The sequence below is a fragment of the Streptomyces fulvoviolaceus genome (assembly GCF_000718165.1).
Classification (GTDB): Bacteria; Actinomycetota; Actinomycetes; order Streptomycetales; family Streptomycetaceae; genus Streptomyces; species Streptomyces fulvoviolaceus.
Genome location: NZ_JOEY01000108.1, coordinates 1 through 15,180, shown reverse-complemented (window position 1 = coordinate 15,180; position 15,180 = coordinate 1). Strand labels below are relative to the sequence as shown.

Annotated in this window: 15 protein-coding genes and 3 pseudogenes; 8 read left to right on the top strand and 10 right to left on the bottom strand. The window is 70.1% G+C overall.

Translation table 11 applies throughout. The features are described 5' to 3' along the window. Nucleotides 1-832 precede the first annotated feature (832 nt). From IG08_RS58575 to IG08_RS62240, 4 genes and pseudogenes are all read right to left on the bottom strand, one after another. A pseudogene (locus IG08_RS58575) lies at nucleotides 833-1,072 on the bottom strand (hypothetical protein); the annotation flags it as partial. A 17-nt stretch (nucleotides 1,073-1,089) separates the two neighbouring features. Beyond that, entirely contained in the window at nucleotides 1,090-1,362 is a 273-nt protein-coding gene (locus IG08_RS0152135) for a PadR family transcriptional regulator (protein ID WP_052425331.1), read from the bottom strand. Nucleotides 1,363-1,518: 156 nt separating this feature from the next. Then, nucleotides 1,519-1,698 (bottom strand): hypothetical protein, encoded by a 180-nt coding sequence (locus IG08_RS62245; RefSeq protein WP_052425330.1) that lies wholly within the window; start codon nucleotides 1,696-1,698, stop codon nucleotides 1,519-1,521. Between the two features lie 105 nt (nucleotides 1,699-1,803). After that, complete coding sequence (locus tag IG08_RS62240) at nucleotides 1,804-1,983, bottom strand: hypothetical protein (RefSeq protein ID WP_052425329.1); 180 nt, start codon at nucleotides 1,981-1,983, stop codon at nucleotides 1,804-1,806. Between the two features lie 192 nt (nucleotides 1,984-2,175). Between IG08_RS62240 and IG08_RS0152125 the strand changes: the two genes are divergently transcribed. Next, on the top strand, nucleotides 2,176-2,673 hold the full coding sequence (locus IG08_RS0152125; RefSeq protein WP_234343231.1) for an allene oxide cyclase barrel-like domain-containing protein: 498 nt from the start codon (nucleotides 2,176-2,178) through the stop codon (nucleotides 2,671-2,673). Nucleotides 2,674-2,782: 109 nt separating this feature from the next. Then, nucleotides 2,783-3,019: pseudogene (locus IG08_RS58565) on the top strand (transposase); the annotation flags it as partial. Here IG08_RS58565 and IG08_RS0152115 read toward each other — a convergent pair. After that, nucleotides 2,994-3,482, bottom strand: a complete 489-nt coding sequence (locus IG08_RS0152115; RefSeq protein WP_043457559.1) for a hypothetical protein — start codon at nucleotides 3,480-3,482, stop codon at nucleotides 2,994-2,996. The pseudogene IG08_RS58565 and the gene IG08_RS0152115 sit on opposite strands and share 26 nt — an antisense overlap. Nucleotides 3,483-3,963: 481 nt before the next feature. On the opposite strand from IG08_RS0152115, the gene IG08_RS0152110 reads away from it, so the two are divergent. Further along, complete coding sequence (locus IG08_RS0152110) at nucleotides 3,964-5,574, top strand: ISL3 family transposase (RefSeq protein WP_030621654.1); 1,611 nt, start codon at nucleotides 3,964-3,966, stop codon at nucleotides 5,572-5,574. Nucleotides 5,575-5,741: 167 nt separating this feature from the next. Here the strand turns inward: IG08_RS0152110 and IG08_RS62235 are convergent, their stop codons facing one another. Both IG08_RS62235 and IG08_RS0152095 read right to left on the bottom strand, forming a co-directional pair. Next, nucleotides 5,742-6,563, bottom strand: coding sequence for a phosphotransferase family protein (locus IG08_RS62235; RefSeq protein ID WP_234343229.1), 822 nt, complete (start codon nucleotides 6,561-6,563; stop codon nucleotides 5,742-5,744). A gap of 76 nt (nucleotides 6,564-6,639) precedes the next feature. After that, a complete protein-coding gene (locus tag IG08_RS0152095) occupies nucleotides 6,640-7,356 on the bottom strand; it encodes an adenylate kinase (RefSeq protein ID WP_052425327.1) in 717 nt (238 codons plus the stop codon). A 204-nt stretch (nucleotides 7,357-7,560) separates the two neighbouring features. Here IG08_RS0152095 and IG08_RS62230 point away from each other — a divergent pair. Next, nucleotides 7,561-7,716, top strand: a pseudogene (locus tag IG08_RS62230) (YncE family protein); the annotation flags it as partial. Nucleotides 7,717-8,066: 350 nt separating this feature from the next. Here the strand turns inward: IG08_RS62230 and IG08_RS0152085 are convergent. Then, entirely contained in the window at nucleotides 8,067-8,816 is a 750-nt protein-coding gene (locus IG08_RS0152085) for a hypothetical protein (RefSeq protein ID WP_030621647.1), read from the bottom strand. Between the two features lie 759 nt (nucleotides 8,817-9,575). Next, the gene (locus tag IG08_RS0152080; RefSeq protein ID WP_030621645.1) at nucleotides 9,576-10,331 is read right to left on the bottom strand and encodes a GbsR/MarR family transcriptional regulator; all 756 of its coding nucleotides are present in this window, start codon (nucleotides 10,329-10,331) and stop codon (nucleotides 9,576-9,578) included. A gap of 222 nt (nucleotides 10,332-10,553) precedes the next feature. On the opposite strand from IG08_RS0152080, the gene IG08_RS0152075 reads away from it, so the two are divergent. The 4 genes from IG08_RS0152075 to IG08_RS62225 all read left to right on the top strand — a co-directional run bounded on the left by IG08_RS0152075 (nucleotide 10,554) and on the right by IG08_RS62225 (nucleotide 13,894). Continuing rightward, on the top strand, nucleotides 10,554-11,219 hold the full coding sequence (locus tag IG08_RS0152075; protein ID WP_030621642.1) for a DUF4097 family beta strand repeat-containing protein: 666 nt from the start codon (nucleotides 10,554-10,556) through the stop codon (nucleotides 11,217-11,219). A gap of 31 nt (nucleotides 11,220-11,250) precedes the next feature. Beyond that, on the top strand, nucleotides 11,251-12,231 hold the full coding sequence (locus IG08_RS0152070) for an ATP-binding cassette domain-containing protein (RefSeq protein WP_030621641.1): 981 nt from the start codon (nucleotides 11,251-11,253) through the stop codon (nucleotides 12,229-12,231). Then, complete coding sequence (locus tag IG08_RS0152065) at nucleotides 12,228-13,013, top strand: ABC transporter permease (RefSeq protein ID WP_030621639.1); 786 nt, start codon at nucleotides 12,228-12,230, stop codon at nucleotides 13,011-13,013. Before IG08_RS0152070 ends, IG08_RS0152065 begins: the two co-directional genes overlap by 4 nt. 707 nt (nucleotides 13,014-13,720) lie before the next feature. Then, nucleotides 13,721-13,894 (top strand): hypothetical protein, encoded by a 174-nt coding sequence (locus IG08_RS62225; RefSeq protein ID WP_234343228.1) that lies wholly within the window; start codon nucleotides 13,721-13,723, stop codon nucleotides 13,892-13,894. Nucleotides 13,895-14,229: 335 nt separating this feature from the next. Here IG08_RS62225 and IG08_RS0152055 read toward each other — a convergent pair whose 3' ends face one another. Then, the gene (locus IG08_RS0152055; RefSeq protein ID WP_030621637.1) at nucleotides 14,230-14,805 is read right to left on the bottom strand and encodes a hypothetical protein; all 576 of its coding nucleotides are present in this window, start codon (nucleotides 14,803-14,805) and stop codon (nucleotides 14,230-14,232) included. Nucleotides 14,806-15,180 lie beyond the last annotated feature (375 nt).

Genomic DNA, 15,180 nt, shown 5'->3' with positions numbered 1-15,180 from the left:
CCATGAGCCGGACGGGTCAACGATCCTTGGAACGTATCCTGGCGGACAACTCGCTCGCGTGACGTGAAGCAGCTGCTGGTCCCGGGTGAGGAAATCTTGGATGGTGTCCCCCGCCGCTACCTCCCCGAAAGGGCCCCTGCGCTACCCAACACCCTGAACACGCCCGCCAGTTGATCCCCAACACCACAACGAGGGACACGACCGACTCACCGGCCGACAAGGCGTCGCTGCCCCACTTCGGGCCGAAGGAACGGCTGCAGACCTTCTACGTGCGGGACATCGGTTGCACCTCGGGAGGAGCCGGGTTGCCGGTCATCTCGCGGCTTTGCCCGTGCGCGGCGAGTTACTACTGATCTCTGGAGTCGCTGTGAGCCGACGCGAGCTCGATGCCGCGAATTCTGCGGAGCCAGCCGACAAACAGTCGAAGCGCGATGCCGCACCCGGCACACCAACCCCAGCCCTCGGTGAGAAGAGCATGCAGACCATCCTCGTACCGGATGTACACGACCTGCGCACCGACAGCCAGTGTGATGAACCCGTGTGTGCGCGACTCCACCGACAGCAGCCAGTCCACAGGCATCCACAGTGGACCAGTGAGGTCACGGAGCCGCATTCGGAGCGCCGCCCAGAGAAAGCCGACGGCGTAGCGCATCCTGCGGCGTGGCGAGAGGACGATGCCGTTCCCGGGATCGCCGGCCAGGACTGCGGCCCACTCCTCCCGGAGGTGTGCCCTGCGTTCCCCAGCTACAAAAGAAGCGAAGTGCAGGGTCCGAAGGCCTGCCCAGCTGCTTGGGGTATCCGTGCTCGTGGCGGCCTCAGGCTCCTGCTCCACCGCTGGCGGCCTGTTGCGCAATGCGGTGATCAGCAGCCCGACCATCGCGACAAGGATCGCGGCCGCGGTCATGGCACCAAGCATCCATCCGGCGGTCAACATGGTCTGCGCGAATACCGGCTCGGGGTCGAGCATCTTCAGGACGTAGCCGACGAGCAAGCAGACCGCTGCAAAAACGCCGGTGAGTACCGGCGCCAGCACGGCGACAACAGCCACCGGTCCGGCACCGGGGGTCTCGGCACGCTGCTCATCTGGGCTCACGCCATGCCCCCGTCAGCAGCTGTGTGCAGCCCGAAGAGTCGAGGCTTCCGTTCCCTGGCCTGGCGGGCCGCGCGCTGGCCGACGGCGGTGAGTTCGTAGTAGTACCGCTTCGGCCGCCCAGGGTGCTCGCCCGTCTCCTCATACCGGGTGGCCCATCCCGCGTCGACCAGGCGCTCAAGGATGGGATACACGGTCCCGGACCCGAGGTCGGCCTCCTCGCAGATCTTCAGCCCCCACGCGGGATCGTCGGCAGTGGACGCGAGCAACACCTTAATCACCTCAAGTGTTGGGCGCGTAAGACGAATTGATGCCATGTCACGAGTGAAGCACCCCGCCTACCATATGTCGAGTACGACATTCGGTCGGCTCAGGTTCCGAAGGGCTGTAGCAGGCGAAGTGCCTGCTCGACTGCCCTGCGCGATGCCTCAGCCGAGGTCGAGCCCTCTGAGTGCGGTGGTCCAGTCGTTGACGATCACCTTCTGCGCGGCGGCGAGGGTGACCGTGCCCCTGCAGACCGCGGTATGCAGCTTCGTCTCCACCGGATCCTTCGCGTTGTTGACCCTGGGGCCGGACGCCGAGGTGTAGCCGCCCTTGCGCCAGATCATCAGCTTCAGGTTCGCCGGGGAAATCGCGCCCGGCGTGCACGTCGGGTCCTCCAGCGGCTCTCCCTTGAGATGCCGGTAGCGGCAGGTGCCCGCGGCCGGCTCCTGCTACACCGTATACGTCTTCTGCGGGCCCGCTCCGACCGCGATCGCCCGCCCCGAACTGCCGCCCTGGGCGCCCGCGCCCGACGGACCGGCGGCCGGGCTCCCGCTCCCTGACGCGCCGCCCAACGGCATCACGAGCCGACGGGCGGGATCGTCGCCGACGAGGAGCTCCTGGCCCGGCATCGCCTGGAGCTGCCGTTCGGCTTCGTGCCGAGCTCCGCCGCCTGACTTTGGTCCGACCGGCTGGATGTACCGGTGGTTCGTGCCCGGGTGCTCCGTGCAGCGGCGGAGTCGAGGTTATGAAGGGAATCGAACGGAATCGGATGGAAGTTCGCCATCCGGTCATTCCCGAACATCAACCTCAGGAGTCGCATGATGCGCCCCATCAGAGCGGCCTGCCTCGGCACGGCCACGCTGGTCACCCTCCTCGCCTGCACCCCCGTCGCGGCCGCCGCGACGGACACCGGTTCCGCCCAGACCAGGGGTAAAGCCCGGATCATCACAGTCCTGGCCGAGGTGCAGCAGCTGACCCGCTTCCCCGTCACCCCCGGCAGCGTCTCGCAGGGCGATCAAGTCGTCGTCCGCTCGGACCTCTTCGACGAGGCGCACAACAAGGTCGGCGAGACCCACGGCACCTGCACCACCACCCGGGGCGGCGCCGATGAAGCGGAGCAGTGCGTCGTGACCTACACCCTCCCGGGCGGCCAGCTCACCGTGCAGGGGATGTACTTCAACTACGTCGACCAGGGCCCCTTCGACAACGCGATCACCGGCGGCACCGGGAAGTACGACAAGGCTCGCGGCTCGGTCCACGCCGACACGATCGCCACGGACCCCAAGGTCGTGAGGCGCTTCACGATCCACCTCGTCTGACGGACCCCGACGTCCACCTGACCCCGGAATCCGGCCTTCCCTCCTCGCGTTGCACCATTGGAGACGGTCGTACGAAAGGAAGTGTGGGTCAGGGGGACGTCCAGGGCGGCTCACCCTTCAGAACGTCAAACGCACCGACATGAGCGGGTTCGTGGTGCTTCCACGCAGGTGGGTGGTGGAGAGGACGCTGAGCTGGCTGATGCGCTCGCGGCGCCTTGCCCGGGACTACGAGACCCGGCCCGAAAGCAGCGAAGCCGCCGTCCTGCGGTCGATGACCATGCTCATGGGACGCCGCCTCGCCCGCCACCGGAGCCGAAACGTCACCCGGCAGCCCGCCTCGGCGTGAACACCCCGGGACGCTCCTCGAGCAGCCAGCCCCGCTCCACCAGCCGCTTCACCTTCGACCGCACCCCCTCGACCTTCGCCGGCACCGACTCCAGGCCCAGCCGCCCGGCCAACTCCCGCGCCCGCAGCCCGGACCCGCCCGCCTCCGCCTCCAGCACGCCCACCAGCCGCTGGTAGTCCGGCGCGAGCACCTCCATCGTCAGGCCCACCCACCAGTGCGGCACCACCGACCCCGCCACCGGGGCCTCGGCAACGGCCGGCGCCGACTCCGGCGGGTGGTCGGCCTCCGGCTCCGGCCCGGACAGGGCCTCGGCCAGCTCCAAGCGGGCGATGGCCCGTCGCTCCAGCACCGCCTCCGCCTTCGCAAACTCGGCCAGCACCCGCTCCGCCTCCTCGCGGAGCTCTTCGACCCGAACTTGCGCGGCCGTCTCGCGCGCTTCCAACAAACCCATGACCGAAGCCATCGACAACCTCCGTGTCATAACCGACAGACGTGACGGCCCGACTCTTCGTCGATTCCACAGAGTTCACGCCTGACCAGCGGAAACCCACCGATCAAGTCCGGAAAGACAACGGCTACTCAGGCCAGAACGCCGGACACCATGGCTTCATGGGACGTCGACGGAGCACACCCCGCTTCTGCCATGGTCATCAGTCGGCCGCTACCAATCCGCCCATATCAAGAGATCAAGCCCTTGCGCGAAACAAGCAGGGTGTTTGCGGCGTTGATGGATGCAGCTTCCGGGTTGATCGACGCGGTCGGGTGCGCGAGATCGTCGGGTCGAACGTCGAGGATGTCCTGAGAGCGCACCGTGAAGTAGCGCAGCAAAGATGTCGGCGGCGGCTGAATCGTGGCTCAGTCAAGATTTCCGTGAAACCGGGCACGCCTCCGTGCGCCGGTGACGCTCCGTCACTCGCGTCGCGACACTCGCCGAGTGTGAGGAGCTGCTGAAGACGGTGTTACCGCACCTGGGCAGGGTGCTGGTGGAGGAAGTGAGCGCCGAGGGCGGGGTGTTACGCATTGTGGCGAGAACCCCGGGGTCGGTTCCGGCGTCGTGCCCGGACTGCGGGACACCGTCGGTACGACGGCACAGCGGATACCAGCGCCGTCTCGCAGATGGCGCGATCGGCGGCCGGCAGGTGTCCATCGTGTTGTCCGTGCGCCGTCTGTTCTGCGATGCGCCGGAGTGCGACCGGGTGACCTTCGCCGAGCAGATCGAGGGGCTGACTGTGCGCTATGGGCGTCGAACCCCGCAGCTCGGGGACTTGTTGAGTGCGATTTCGGTGGCTCTGGCGGGTCGGGCCGGCGAGCGGCTGGCGGCCCGGCTGCCGGCGCCGGTCAGCCGGACCACGTTGCTGGGGCTGGTCATGGCCCTGCCCGATCCGCCCGCCGGGACGCCCCGGGTACTCGGGGTCGACGAGTTCGCCACCCGCAAGGGACACAACTACGGCACCGTGCTGGTCGATTGCGAGACACACGCCCCGATCGACCTTCTCCCGGACCGGGAGGCGGCCACCTTCGCTGCCTGGCTCACCGAGCACCCCGGAGTGGAAATCATCTGTCGCGACCGGGGTGGCGCCTTCGCGGACGGCGCCCGCTCCGGAGCCCCCGACGCCGTGCAGGTCGCCGACCTGTGGCATCTCTGGCACAACCTCGCCGAGGCCGTGAAGGTGTTGGTCAGCAAGCACAGTTCGTGCCTCCGCGAACCCGCCCACGCCCCGGAGTCACCTCCTGAAGTCCTGCATCCGCCGGTCTCCCTCGCGGGCCGGCTGGCCGAGCGGGCCCGGCAGCACCACACCGCCGTGCACGATCTCCTCGGCCAGGGCCTCACCATCCGGGCCGTCGCCCGCCGCCTTGAACTGTCCCGGAACACCGTCCGCCGCTATGCCCGCGCCGTCACCTGGGAGGAACTGGCCACCGGCCGCTGGCAGAACCTCCCCAGCACCCTGGACCCCTACAAGTCCTACCTGCACCAGCGGTGGCACGAGGGCCACACCAGCGGCACCCAGCTCCACGCCGAACTCCGCGAGCGCGGCTTCACCGGCTCCTACTCCGTCGTCCGCGACTACCTCCACCGCTTCCGCCGCCTGCCGGCCGACCGTCCACCCCCGGCCCGGCCGCCCGGGGTCCGCAAGGTGACCGGCTGGATCACCCGCAACCCCGACCGCATGAGCGACGACGACCAGCAGAAACTCAAGGACATCCTGACCCGCTGCCCCGAACTTGAGGCCGCCACCGGACACGTCCGGTCCTTCGCCGCGATGATGGCCATCCGCAGCACGAGCCGGCTGCCCGAGTGGATCGCCACCGCCCGCGCCGACGTGAACCACGGCCTGCGCGGCTTCGCCGACGGCCTGCGGGCCGACCGCGACGCCGTCATCCTCGGGCTGAGCACGGAATGGAGCTCGGGCTGCGTCGAGGGTAGAGTCACGGACATCAAGCTGCTCAAGCGGCAAATGGCAGGCCGAGCCGGACTCCCCTTGCTCCGCAAGCGCGTCCTACTCGTCGCCGCCGACCGCCGACAACACAGAGCTACGAACCAGACAGCTCACTGATCGGCTTCACGGAAATCTTGACTGAGCCACGATTCACCCGTCGCCGACATGCAGGTCCAGGACACCTCCGGGCGGCCGCTCGGCGTCAGGGCCGAGGTCGTCGACCGGCGCCTTGAGCCCCACCCGCAGGCACCCTCCGAAGGCGACCACGTCCACTTCCACTACCGCTACGACGGCACCGACGAGGTATCCGGCCCTGCAGTAGACACGCCTGCACGGTCGATAAAGAGCACGTGGCGTTGGCGTGTCAGACGGTCCATGCGTCCCAGGCGTCCGGGCCGGACGGTGACCCCACGGGCGACAACCGGCTCCCCGTCGAGCACCCCGAGCAAGTTGCCGGAGTACTCCTGATCCCCAACGACCAGTCCAACGACAGACGAACCTGCGAACAGGACATCAAGGACGGCGGCGGGCCACATCCCCCGGAACCAGCCGGCAGGGGGGACCACCTGTAAGCCGCCATCCAGTTCATCAGCCCGCAGCGGCATACGAGGGTCGCGGCGATGGCGGTGAAGGCGAGGAAGTGTTCCGGCGTACTCCCGGGGCCGCTCGGCGGGTCGCAACGCGTGGATCGCCACGAGTTGACGGGCCAGCACCGGGAGGCGCGTCTCCACTCCCTCATCGTCGAGGACCGTCCGGCCCGCCAGATGTGTCATCAGGAGCGATGGATACGCGCACTGCGCGGCGGTCGGATCAACCGCGACCAGTCCAGGAGCCGGCACGCCGGTCCCCGTGAGCAGGGTCAGGGCGCCGGCCTCCCGGTTCAGCCAGTCCTCGGCGTGCTCGACGAAGAACGGGTCGGTGAAGGTCCGCAGCACCAGATCACGGGTGCCCCCGTCCCGCGTGCCGACGGTCAGCCGCCGAATTTCGGCGGTGATACCGCCGTGCAGCGCCTCGGTTCTGACGATCCGTTCGCCGGCCTCCAGGTGCCGGCTCACCCAAGCCAGGGTCAACGGCCGGACGGCCGCCGCCTCATCGTGGTCGGTCACCGAGCCACCCCGTCATCGGGACGGCGGCACGCGCAAAAGCTTCGTTGGAGGCGATGGCAGTCCTCGGCGGCGGCAATCAGGGACGGCAGCCCCGCGCCTTCCCAACTGAGGGGTCAACAGCTCGACGCGCCGGAGGCATCGACCTGGCCTGGCCGATCGCGACCAGCGCGCGGTCCAGGACCTCCTGGACCTGGCCGAGGGCCGAGATCGTGGTCACCAGGCCCTGAGCTTGGTAGTGGTCGACGACCGGCGCCGTCTCGCTGCGATACACCTCCAGTCGCTGACGAACGATCCTCTCGCGGTCGTCATCGCGCTGGTACAGCTCACCGCCGCAGACGTCGCAGGCTCCTGCCACTTCAGGCGGGCTGTAGTCGACGTGGAAGATGTGTTCGCGGTCCTGACGGCACAACCGTCGTCCAGCGATCCGCCTGACCACCTGGGCCTCGGGAATCTCCAGGTCGAGCACGGCATCCAGCCTCGACGTCGAGTCGGCCAGGATGCCGTCCAGCGCCTCCGCCTGGGCAAGATTGCGGGGGAAGCCGTCCAGCAGGAATCCGCGCTCGGTGTCCGGACGGACAAGGCGCTCTTTGATCACCCCGATCGTGACCTCGTCCGGTGCCAGAAGGCCGGCGCGTATGTGCGTGTGGGCGCTCCGCCCGAGCTCGGTGCCCTGGTCGATGTGCTCGCGGAACAGGTCGCCGGTGGAGATGTGCTGGATCGACAGATGCGCGGCAAGGCGCACTGCCTGCGTGCCCTTGCCAGCTCCGGGCGGCCCGATCAGGAGGACGCGCATCGATGAGGTGTCCCTTCGTCATGCGTGGCCATCAAGCCGTCTCTGGGACACACGATCGCCGCGCACCGATGTCATTGTCCATCCGGTAAGCCACCCCCTGGCGGTGAGGATAACCACACCATGGGACATCGCCGCATCGAGGCTGATGCCCCTCCGGTCTCGGTCCCTGATCGTTCGGACAGAGCCAGGTCCAGGCCGAAAACGATGAGCACCGATCCGGTGGCCGATCAGGGTTCACAAACACGTACTCGGGGGTGCCGGGTGCTGTTCGTGGGGAACCACTGGGACGGCACCGCCGATGTCATCAAGTCCTCGGGCGATCTGGCGAAGGCCGGCCGGATCAACGTCATCGCCGGCAAGGGCGAGGGAGCCGGAATCGCTCCGCGGTCCCGGCGGCTTGAAGTCCGCTTCGCCGGTTCGCCGGATTTCAAGCACTGCAGCAGCAAAGTGACGGCCTTGGTGGTCTGTCCCGTGTGACGTCCAGTGACGCGGCGTCATATCTGACGTCGCAACAGAAATGCCCTCGCGGATCCCCTCTCCTTTCGGACACCTTTTCTGATCCGCATTTTCCGGGGATTCCCTCCGGCCGTTTCAGTGGATCTGAATCATCGTCACCTTTCTGTGTTTACTGGCGCGTTTTCACAGAGCCCTTTCCGACCCGCCGGCTGTGACTGAGCGTCGTGGTGCGGGCGGTCGGCCACGACGCCGGGTCACCTGTCCGGCAGGAGAAGCCAGACTTCGGAGAAGGCGAGGCCGTGCTCGTGGGTTATCACCCCGCACGGGCAGCCCAGCGAGATGAGGCGCCAGTCGCAGGTCACGGTCCACGGGCCGTCCTTGCCCCCGCACGCCGGGCAGGCGACGGTCTCGGCCGTCCACACCCCGGGAGCGGGTCTGGCGTAACGGCGGAAGCGGCCCGCGTACCGGGCCTGCCAGGGCTCGGCCGGGGGCGTGAGCGGGACGGTCCCGGGCGGGCGTGTCGAGGCCAGCACGGCGAAGGTTGCGGCCAGATCGGGGAGCAGGGCCTCGCCGGCCTCTGTCGGTGGGACGGCCGGGCCGGCTGCCGTGCCCGGCGGGGGCCCGTATCTCGGGGCCGCCGCTGCGCCCGGTGGGTTCGGGGCGGCGTGCCAGGGCAGGAAAGCGCGGGCGACGGCGGCCAGGAGGGCGGCTGCGGGCGGGCTGACGGCGCCTGCGTCGAGGTGGTGGAGGGTCGTGCGCAGGAGGCGTTGGAGTCGCCGGTCCCGCTCCCGGCCCGGTGTCCGTGCGGTGGCTGCCCGCCGGGCCGGGAGCGGGGCCGTGAGGCGGTCCAGGACGGCTGCTGCTGCTGCGGAGTCCGCCGCGGCGGGGCGCCACTGTCCGGCGGCCAGGAGCTGCCGTGCCCGCCCGGCCTCCCGGGTCAGGGCGCGCGTCTGCAGCGGCCGCGGGCCAAGAGCTGCCCCGTAAGTCTCGTGCCCGCTCGTCATGGCCCCCTCCCCCTTCTTCGCCGGCTCCTGCGGCTGTTGCGACGTACCCGCGTGCCCGCGGTGGGCGCCGGTGTGCATCCCATCACACAAGCGGAATTGGGTCTCGTGGCGCCGCCGGGGTCCGGGGCAGGCTGCGTGCCCCTCTGTGTGACACGCGTACTGGCCGGGCCGGGTGGCCGGGCTGACCGGCAGGTGACGCCGGTGCGGTGGCCGGCTCGGCCGGCCCTGGGGCCGCCGGGGTACTGATCAAAATCGTGGGAGCGCCGCCGGCCGTGCTGCTGGATGCCTGCAGCTCTCCGATACCCGGCCTGCTGCTCGTCTCGGCGAAGGCACGTGCACCCCGGCCCCGGCCGGGGTGCACGGCGCGGCCTGGACGGCGAGCTGCGTGCGGGGCCTGCCCATGGTGGCGGTGGGGCACCGCCAGGCGGCGTGCTCGCCGACCGGGTCGGTTATCGCTTCGCCCCGTGGGCCGCGGTGTCCGGGGCGGCCGTCCGGGCACTCGCGCCGGCGGTTTCCCGTACGCGGAAGGCCCGCACCCCCCACGGACCCGGCCCCCCGGCGGCCGGCCTGACACGTGATGGCCCACCCGCCCCTGCCGGGAAGGGCAGGGGCGGACCGGGCCGCTCCTGCCCTCCAGCGTCGCCCGGATGCGGGCGCCCCCTTGGAGCGGGCCGGGCACGCCGCGGATGGCGGGGGGGCCAGCATGGAGAAAGGTGCTGTCCGGCGGGCAGCGCCGGCCGTGGCCGTCCAGGCGGCTGTCTATCCGCGGTCCGGACGTGGCTCGGCGGTGCCGTCCGGGGGTGTTCCGGGTGGCGTGCGCAGGATCTCGCGGGCCTGTTCCGCGGCGCGGGCGGTGCTCTCGGAGACGAAGTCGAGGAAGCGGGCGATGTTCTCCAGGCGGGTGGCGGCCGGGGTGCCGGGGACGAGGACCCGGACGCCCTGCCGTGCGGTCTCGACGAGCTGGGCGATGGCGCGGGCGCTGGCGATCATCGACTGGTACCAGATGTCGTCGTCGACGACGTAGCGCTCGCGGCGGCCTTCGCCCTGCTCCCGGCGGACCATCGCCTGGCTCTCGAGGAACGCGATCGCCTTGGAGACGGACGCCGGGCTGACCTGCAGGCGCTGGACGAGTTCGGACGCGGTGAGGTGGCCGGCGTCGGTGAGGGTGAGGCAGGCCAGCACCCGGGCCATCATCGTGGGCATGCCCGAGGCCGTCATGACGTCCGTGAACAGCTCCTCGTACTCGCGCACCGCCTCGGCATCGCGTCCGTAGGCCTGCGCCGGCGCCTGCGGGTCCCTGGGGGCGGCCTGCCGGCGGCGGTGGGAGCGGCGCTCGGTGGCGCGGTGGGCCGCCTCGGCGCGGTAGGCGGTGGGGCCGCCGTTGCGCATCACCTCACGCGTGATGGTCGAGGTCGGACGGTCGAGACGTCTGGCGATCTCCGCGTAGGCGAGGCCGTCGGCCAGTCCCAGCGCGATCTGCTGGCGTTCGGGCTGGGTGAGTCTGCCTCCCGGCATCGCGGTCTCCTTCGTGCTCGCTGGCGCCCCCAGCATAGCGTTCACCCCCATTCCATTGCAACGAACAGATGGCTGTCGTTGCATTAAAACGCAAGACCATTGCAACGATTTTCGGATTCCACCTGCACTTATGGCATTCATGCGCAACAACTATGTTGTCTGATCTGTGAACGCAACGTAGCTTTTCCTTCATCGGAAACAAGGATCCCGAAGGAGAGCACCATGCAGGAGTTCGACACCCCCGCCCCGATCACCGCCGTCGTGGACATCCCCGCCGGACGCATCCAGTTCATCGCCGCCGACCGGGCCGACACCACGGTCGAGGTCCGGCCCGCCAACGCCTCGAACGGCCCCGACGTGAAGGCCGCGCAGAAGACAGCAGTCGCATACGGCGACGGCGTCCTGCGGATCGAGGCCGCACCGGCGAAGAACCGGCTCCTGGGCACCTCCGGATCCATCGAGGTGACCGTCCAGCTGCCCGCCGGCTCCCACCTCGAGGCGAAGGCGGCCGCCGCCGAGCTCCGCGGCGTCGGACGCCTCGGCGACGTCGTCTTCGACGGCGCATACCGCCAGATCAAGATCGACGAGGCCGCGAGCGTCCGCCTCACCGCGACCGACGGCGACGTCGAGGTCGGCCGGCTGGGCGGCCCCGCCCAGATCAGCACCGCACGGGGCGACATCCGGATCGACGAGGCCGTCCGCGGCACCCTCGTGCTCCGCACCCAGTCCGGTGACATCACGGTCACCGCCGCCGCCGGCGTCTCGGCCGCCCTGGACGCCGGCACCGGCTACGGCCGCGTCAGCAACGCCCTCAAGAACGACGGCACCGCCGCACTCGACATCCGCGCCACCACCTCCCACGGCGACATCACCGCCCGCAGCCTCTGACCCGCCCGCAGCCACCAAAGGAGCACCCCTCATGACCGACCCGGCCATCGCGGCGCACGGGCTGCGCAAGTCCTACGGCGACAAGGTCGTGCTCGACGGCATCGACCTGGCCGCCGGCGAAGGAACGGTCTTCTCCCTGCTCGGCCCGAACGGCGCCGGCAAGACCACCGCCGTCAAGATCCTCTCCACCCTCATCTCCCCCGACCCCGCCTCCGGTGAGATCCGCGTCGGCGGCCACGACCTGGCCACCACCCCGCAGGCCGTGCGCGCCGCGATCGGTGTCACCGGGCAGTTCTCCGCCGTCGACGGGCTGATCACCGGCGAGGAGAACATGCTCCTCATGGCCGACCTGCACCACCTGCCCAAGCGCGAGGGGCGGCGGGTCGCCGCCGAGCTGCTGGAACGCTTCGACCTCACCGAGGCCGCGAAGAAGCCCGCCTCCACATACTCCGGCGGCATGAAACGCCGCCTGGACATCGCCATGACCCTGGTCGGCAGCCCGCGGATCATCTTCCTCGACGAACCCACCACCGGCCTCGACCCACGCTCCCGCCACACCATGTGGCAGATCATCCGCGAACTGGTCTCCGACGGGGTGACGGTCTTCCTCACCACCCAGTACCTGGAGGAGGCCGACGAACTCGCCGACCGCATCGCCGTGCTCAGCGACGGCAGGATCGCCGCCGAAGGCACCGCCGAGGAGCTCAAGCGGCTCATCCCCGGCGGCCACGTCCGGCTCCGCTTCACCGACCCGGCCGCCTACCACTCCGCCGCCTCCGCGCTGCCCGAGGCCACCCGCAACGACGAGGCGCTCGCACTGCAGATCCCCAGCGACGGCAGCCAGCGCGAGCTGCGCTCCCTCCTCGACCGGCTCGACACCGCCGGCATCGAGGCCGACGAACTGACCGTCCACACCCCCGACCTCGACGACGTGTTCTTCGCCCTCACCGGCAGCACCAACGTGCCCGCCCAGCCCAACCAGCCCAACCAGCCCAAGGAGACTGCCCGATGAGCACCCTGGCCCTCGCCGTGCGCGACTCCTCCACCATGCTGCGCCGCAACCTCCTGCACGCGAGGCGCTACCCCTCCCTCACCCTGAACCTGCTGCTCACCCCGGTCATGCTCCTGCTGCTCTTCGTCTACATCTTCGGCGACGTGATGAGCACCGGCATCGGCGGCACCGACCGCTCCGACTACATCGCCTACATCGTCCCCGGCATCCTGATGATGACCATCGGCTCCACCGTGATCGGCACCGCGGTCTCCGTCGCCACCGACATGAACGAGGGCATCATCGCCCGCTTCCGCACCATGGCCATCCACCGCGGCTCCGTCCTCATCGGACACGTCCTCGGCAGCGTGCTGCAGTGCGTGATGAGCGTGCTCCTCGTCGGCGCCGTCGCCCTCGCCATCGGCTTCCGCTCCACCCACGCCACCGCCCTGGACTGGATCGCCGCGTTCGGCCTGCTCACACTCTTCGCCCTGGCCCTCACCTGGATCGCCGTCGGCATGGGCCTGGCCAGCCCGAACGCCGAAGCCGCCGCCAACAGCGCCCAGCCGCTGATCCTCCTCCCCCTCATCTCCAGCGCCTTCATCCCGGCCGACACCATGCCCGGCTGGTTCCAGCCCATCGCCGAATACCAGCCCTTCACCCCCGCCATCGAGACCCTGCGCGGACTCCTCCTCGGCACCGAGACCGGCCACAACGGATGGCTCGCCCTCGCCTGGTGCCTGGGACTCACGGCACTCGGCTACCTCTGGTCGGCCGCCACATTCAACAGCGACCCCAAGTAGCCGCCATGACAACGCGGGCCACCCCACAACCCGCCCCGCCCCCGCCCCCGGGGCGGCGTACACCGACACCACGCCGGCGTACGCCGCCCCGCCCGCGTTCAGGACGGCCCCACGGGTCCGGAACGGGCAGGAGAGGGCGGACACGGCCGGCCCGAACTCCCCCCGCCCACCAGGCCGTCCGGCCCGCGCGAGCAACCGCACCACGCGACCGCCCCCGGCGCCGCCCGCCGGGGCGAGGTCGCACAGGACGGCGCCGTACACCCAGAACAGACCGGAAAGAGGCACCCGGCCGAGCCTGAGGGCAGCCAGCCGGTACCCGGCCCCGCCGACCGGACCGCCACCGACACCGCCCGACGCCAGAACACTGTGCCAAGGCCCGACGGGTGTCACCGGCGGAGCTGGACAGGCCGGCAGAAGAGTCGGCCCGAACCAGCCTGCTTGTCACCCGGGAAGCGGACTACGTGTCGCAGATGCTCCATCAGCCGCCCTCTCGTCACCAAGCCGAGGCGTGACGCGCGACGACCTCGCCGACATGCCCGGCGAACAGAGCACCGCATGCCGCCCCGCACCCGACGCCTTGACCGCAGGGGGCGCCTTCACCGTCCGGGACGCGTCTGCTCCCCGCCGACCGGCTTGCGCACACCTACCGGGTTCGGTCCCGCTACGCCTCAAGGCATGGCCACACCATCGAGGGCCTTGCCGCCACCATGGGCATCCTCGAACAGGCCGGAGAAGAACTTCTCCGTATCGGCCGCATCGACGCGGTGGACAAGCCCTCGGTGTTCACGCTCTTCCTCAACACCGCAGCGACCACAGTGACGGCCTGCACCAAAGGGCCTCGGTCCGGCACCCCGCACACGCCGGCCCACACCCCCCAGTGACAACACTCCTGCCCATGTGACACCCACCGTGCTCCGGCCCAAACGCTGTGCCGGGACACGGCAGTCGGAACCGGCAGAGAGCAGCGGCCTGCACTCCTTTGTCCAACGGGACAAAGGAGTTGGAACCGACGGGACAGTCTTGTCGGCACCTACCGCGAGTCGTCACGCCTGTTGGCACCGGTCGCGGATCGCGTCACAGGGCCCGACCCGGCCAGGAAGCAGCCGGATGGAGGCGCTCTCACTGCCGGCCGACGACGGTGCCAGTTCTCCTGGCCGGGTTCCCACTCACATGTCACGGCCCAGCGCCGCGACCGGGCCCACGACCCCGCACGGGGTCAGGCGGCGAAGCCGACGGTGGTGACGTACTCGTACTGACCCCACTGGGAGCCGAGGTCGATGACGGCGTCATTGACCCAGGCATCGCTCAGAGCCTGCTCGTCGCCGGCGGCCCAGGCGGCGACGATGCGGTCCCAGTGCCGGATGTTGAGGGCACGGAAGGCGACCTCACGCTGCTGCGGGCGCGGCACCCGGGACTGGTTCAGGGGGTGGAACTCCACCCGGGTGCCGCGGCCGCCGGCGTTGAGGCGGGCCAGCAGGTAGCGGGCGACGTTGTGGCGGCGCACCGTGCGGTAGGCGGTCTCGATGCGCTCGAAGCTGCGCTTCGAGGGCCGGTGCCGCCCCTCCAGCCAGGCCCTGAGGGTGCGGTCGGTGACGGCGAGACCGGCAGCGCGGGCCGCTTCGCGGGCGTGCGGGGTACGGCTGAGATAGTGCAGCCGGGCCAGCAGGCCACGCCGGGTGGTGACCGGGGTGGCGATGAAACCGGTAAGCGCATCGAGCTGCCGGGCGACGGCCTCGTGCCCCTTGATGCCGTGGGCCCCGAACTTGCCGAATTCAATGGTACGGTCCGGCATTCCCCGCCCTCCTCTCCATTCCCGGCCCGATGCGGGTGACACCGCCTCAAGAATGCGCCGGCTCCGGCGAGTCGGCACTTCAAGGATAGCGTATTCCGGGGTCCGGTGCGCATTTACTGCCTGCCGTGTTCCGTCCTTTTCCGGCCGGGCCCCAGGGATTTCCGGCGGCCGCCGGAACGTGGACCTTTTGGTATTTGCAGATGCGGATTGTCTCGTTGCCGGGGCGGAATGGGGAGCGCCGAGGAACGGGGTGCGCCGCCGACGGAGCCGGAGGCCGGGCACGGCCGTCCGTCCGGTGCCCGGCCCGGCGGGCGCGGTGCCGCCGCCTCCGTCAGCGGGCGGGCAGGCGGGCCTGCCGGCGGGCGGGCGGGCGGG

What these genes read in the sequence shown, in the direction of transcription:
- IG08_RS0152095 (WP_052425327.1), bottom strand. Translation starts at nt 7,356, where the DNA reads ATGCGCGTCCTCCTGATCGGGCCGCCCGGAGCTGGCAAGGGCACGCAG.
- IG08_RS0152065 (WP_030621639.1), top strand. Translation starts at nt 12,228, where the DNA reads ATGAGCACCCTGGCCCTCGCCGTGCGCGACTCCTCCACCATGCTGCGC.
- IG08_RS62240 (WP_052425329.1), bottom strand. Translation starts at nt 1,983, where the DNA reads ATGCCGGGCCAGGAGCTCCTCGTCGGCGACGATCCCGCCCGTCGGCTC.
- IG08_RS0152080 (WP_030621645.1), bottom strand. Translation starts at nt 10,331, where the DNA reads ATGCCGGGAGGCAGACTCACCCAGCCCGAACGCCAGCAGATCGCGCTG.
- IG08_RS0152075 (WP_030621642.1), top strand. Translation starts at nt 10,554, where the DNA reads ATGCAGGAGTTCGACACCCCCGCCCCGATCACCGCCGTCGTGGACATC.
- IG08_RS0152125 (WP_234343231.1), top strand. Translation starts at nt 2,176, where the DNA reads ATGCGCCCCATCAGAGCGGCCTGCCTCGGCACGGCCACGCTGGTCACC.
- IG08_RS0152070 (WP_030621641.1), top strand. Translation starts at nt 11,251, where the DNA reads ATGACCGACCCGGCCATCGCGGCGCACGGGCTGCGCAAGTCCTACGGC.
- IG08_RS62225 (WP_234343228.1), top strand. Translation starts at nt 13,721, where the DNA reads ATGGGCATCCTCGAACAGGCCGGAGAAGAACTTCTCCGTATCGGCCGC.
- IG08_RS62245 (WP_052425330.1), bottom strand. Translation starts at nt 1,698, where the DNA reads ATGATCTGGCGCAAGGGCGGCTACACCTCGGCGTCCGGCCCCAGGGTC.
- IG08_RS0152115 (WP_043457559.1), bottom strand. Translation starts at nt 3,482, where the DNA reads ATGGCTTCGGTCATGGGTTTGTTGGAAGCGCGCGAGACGGCCGCGCAA.
- IG08_RS0152085 (WP_030621647.1), bottom strand. Translation starts at nt 8,816, where the DNA reads ATGACGAGCGGGCACGAGACTTACGGGGCAGCTCTTGGCCCGCGGCCG.
- IG08_RS0152055 (WP_030621637.1), bottom strand. Translation starts at nt 14,805, where the DNA reads ATGCCGGACCGTACCATTGAATTCGGCAAGTTCGGGGCCCACGGCATC.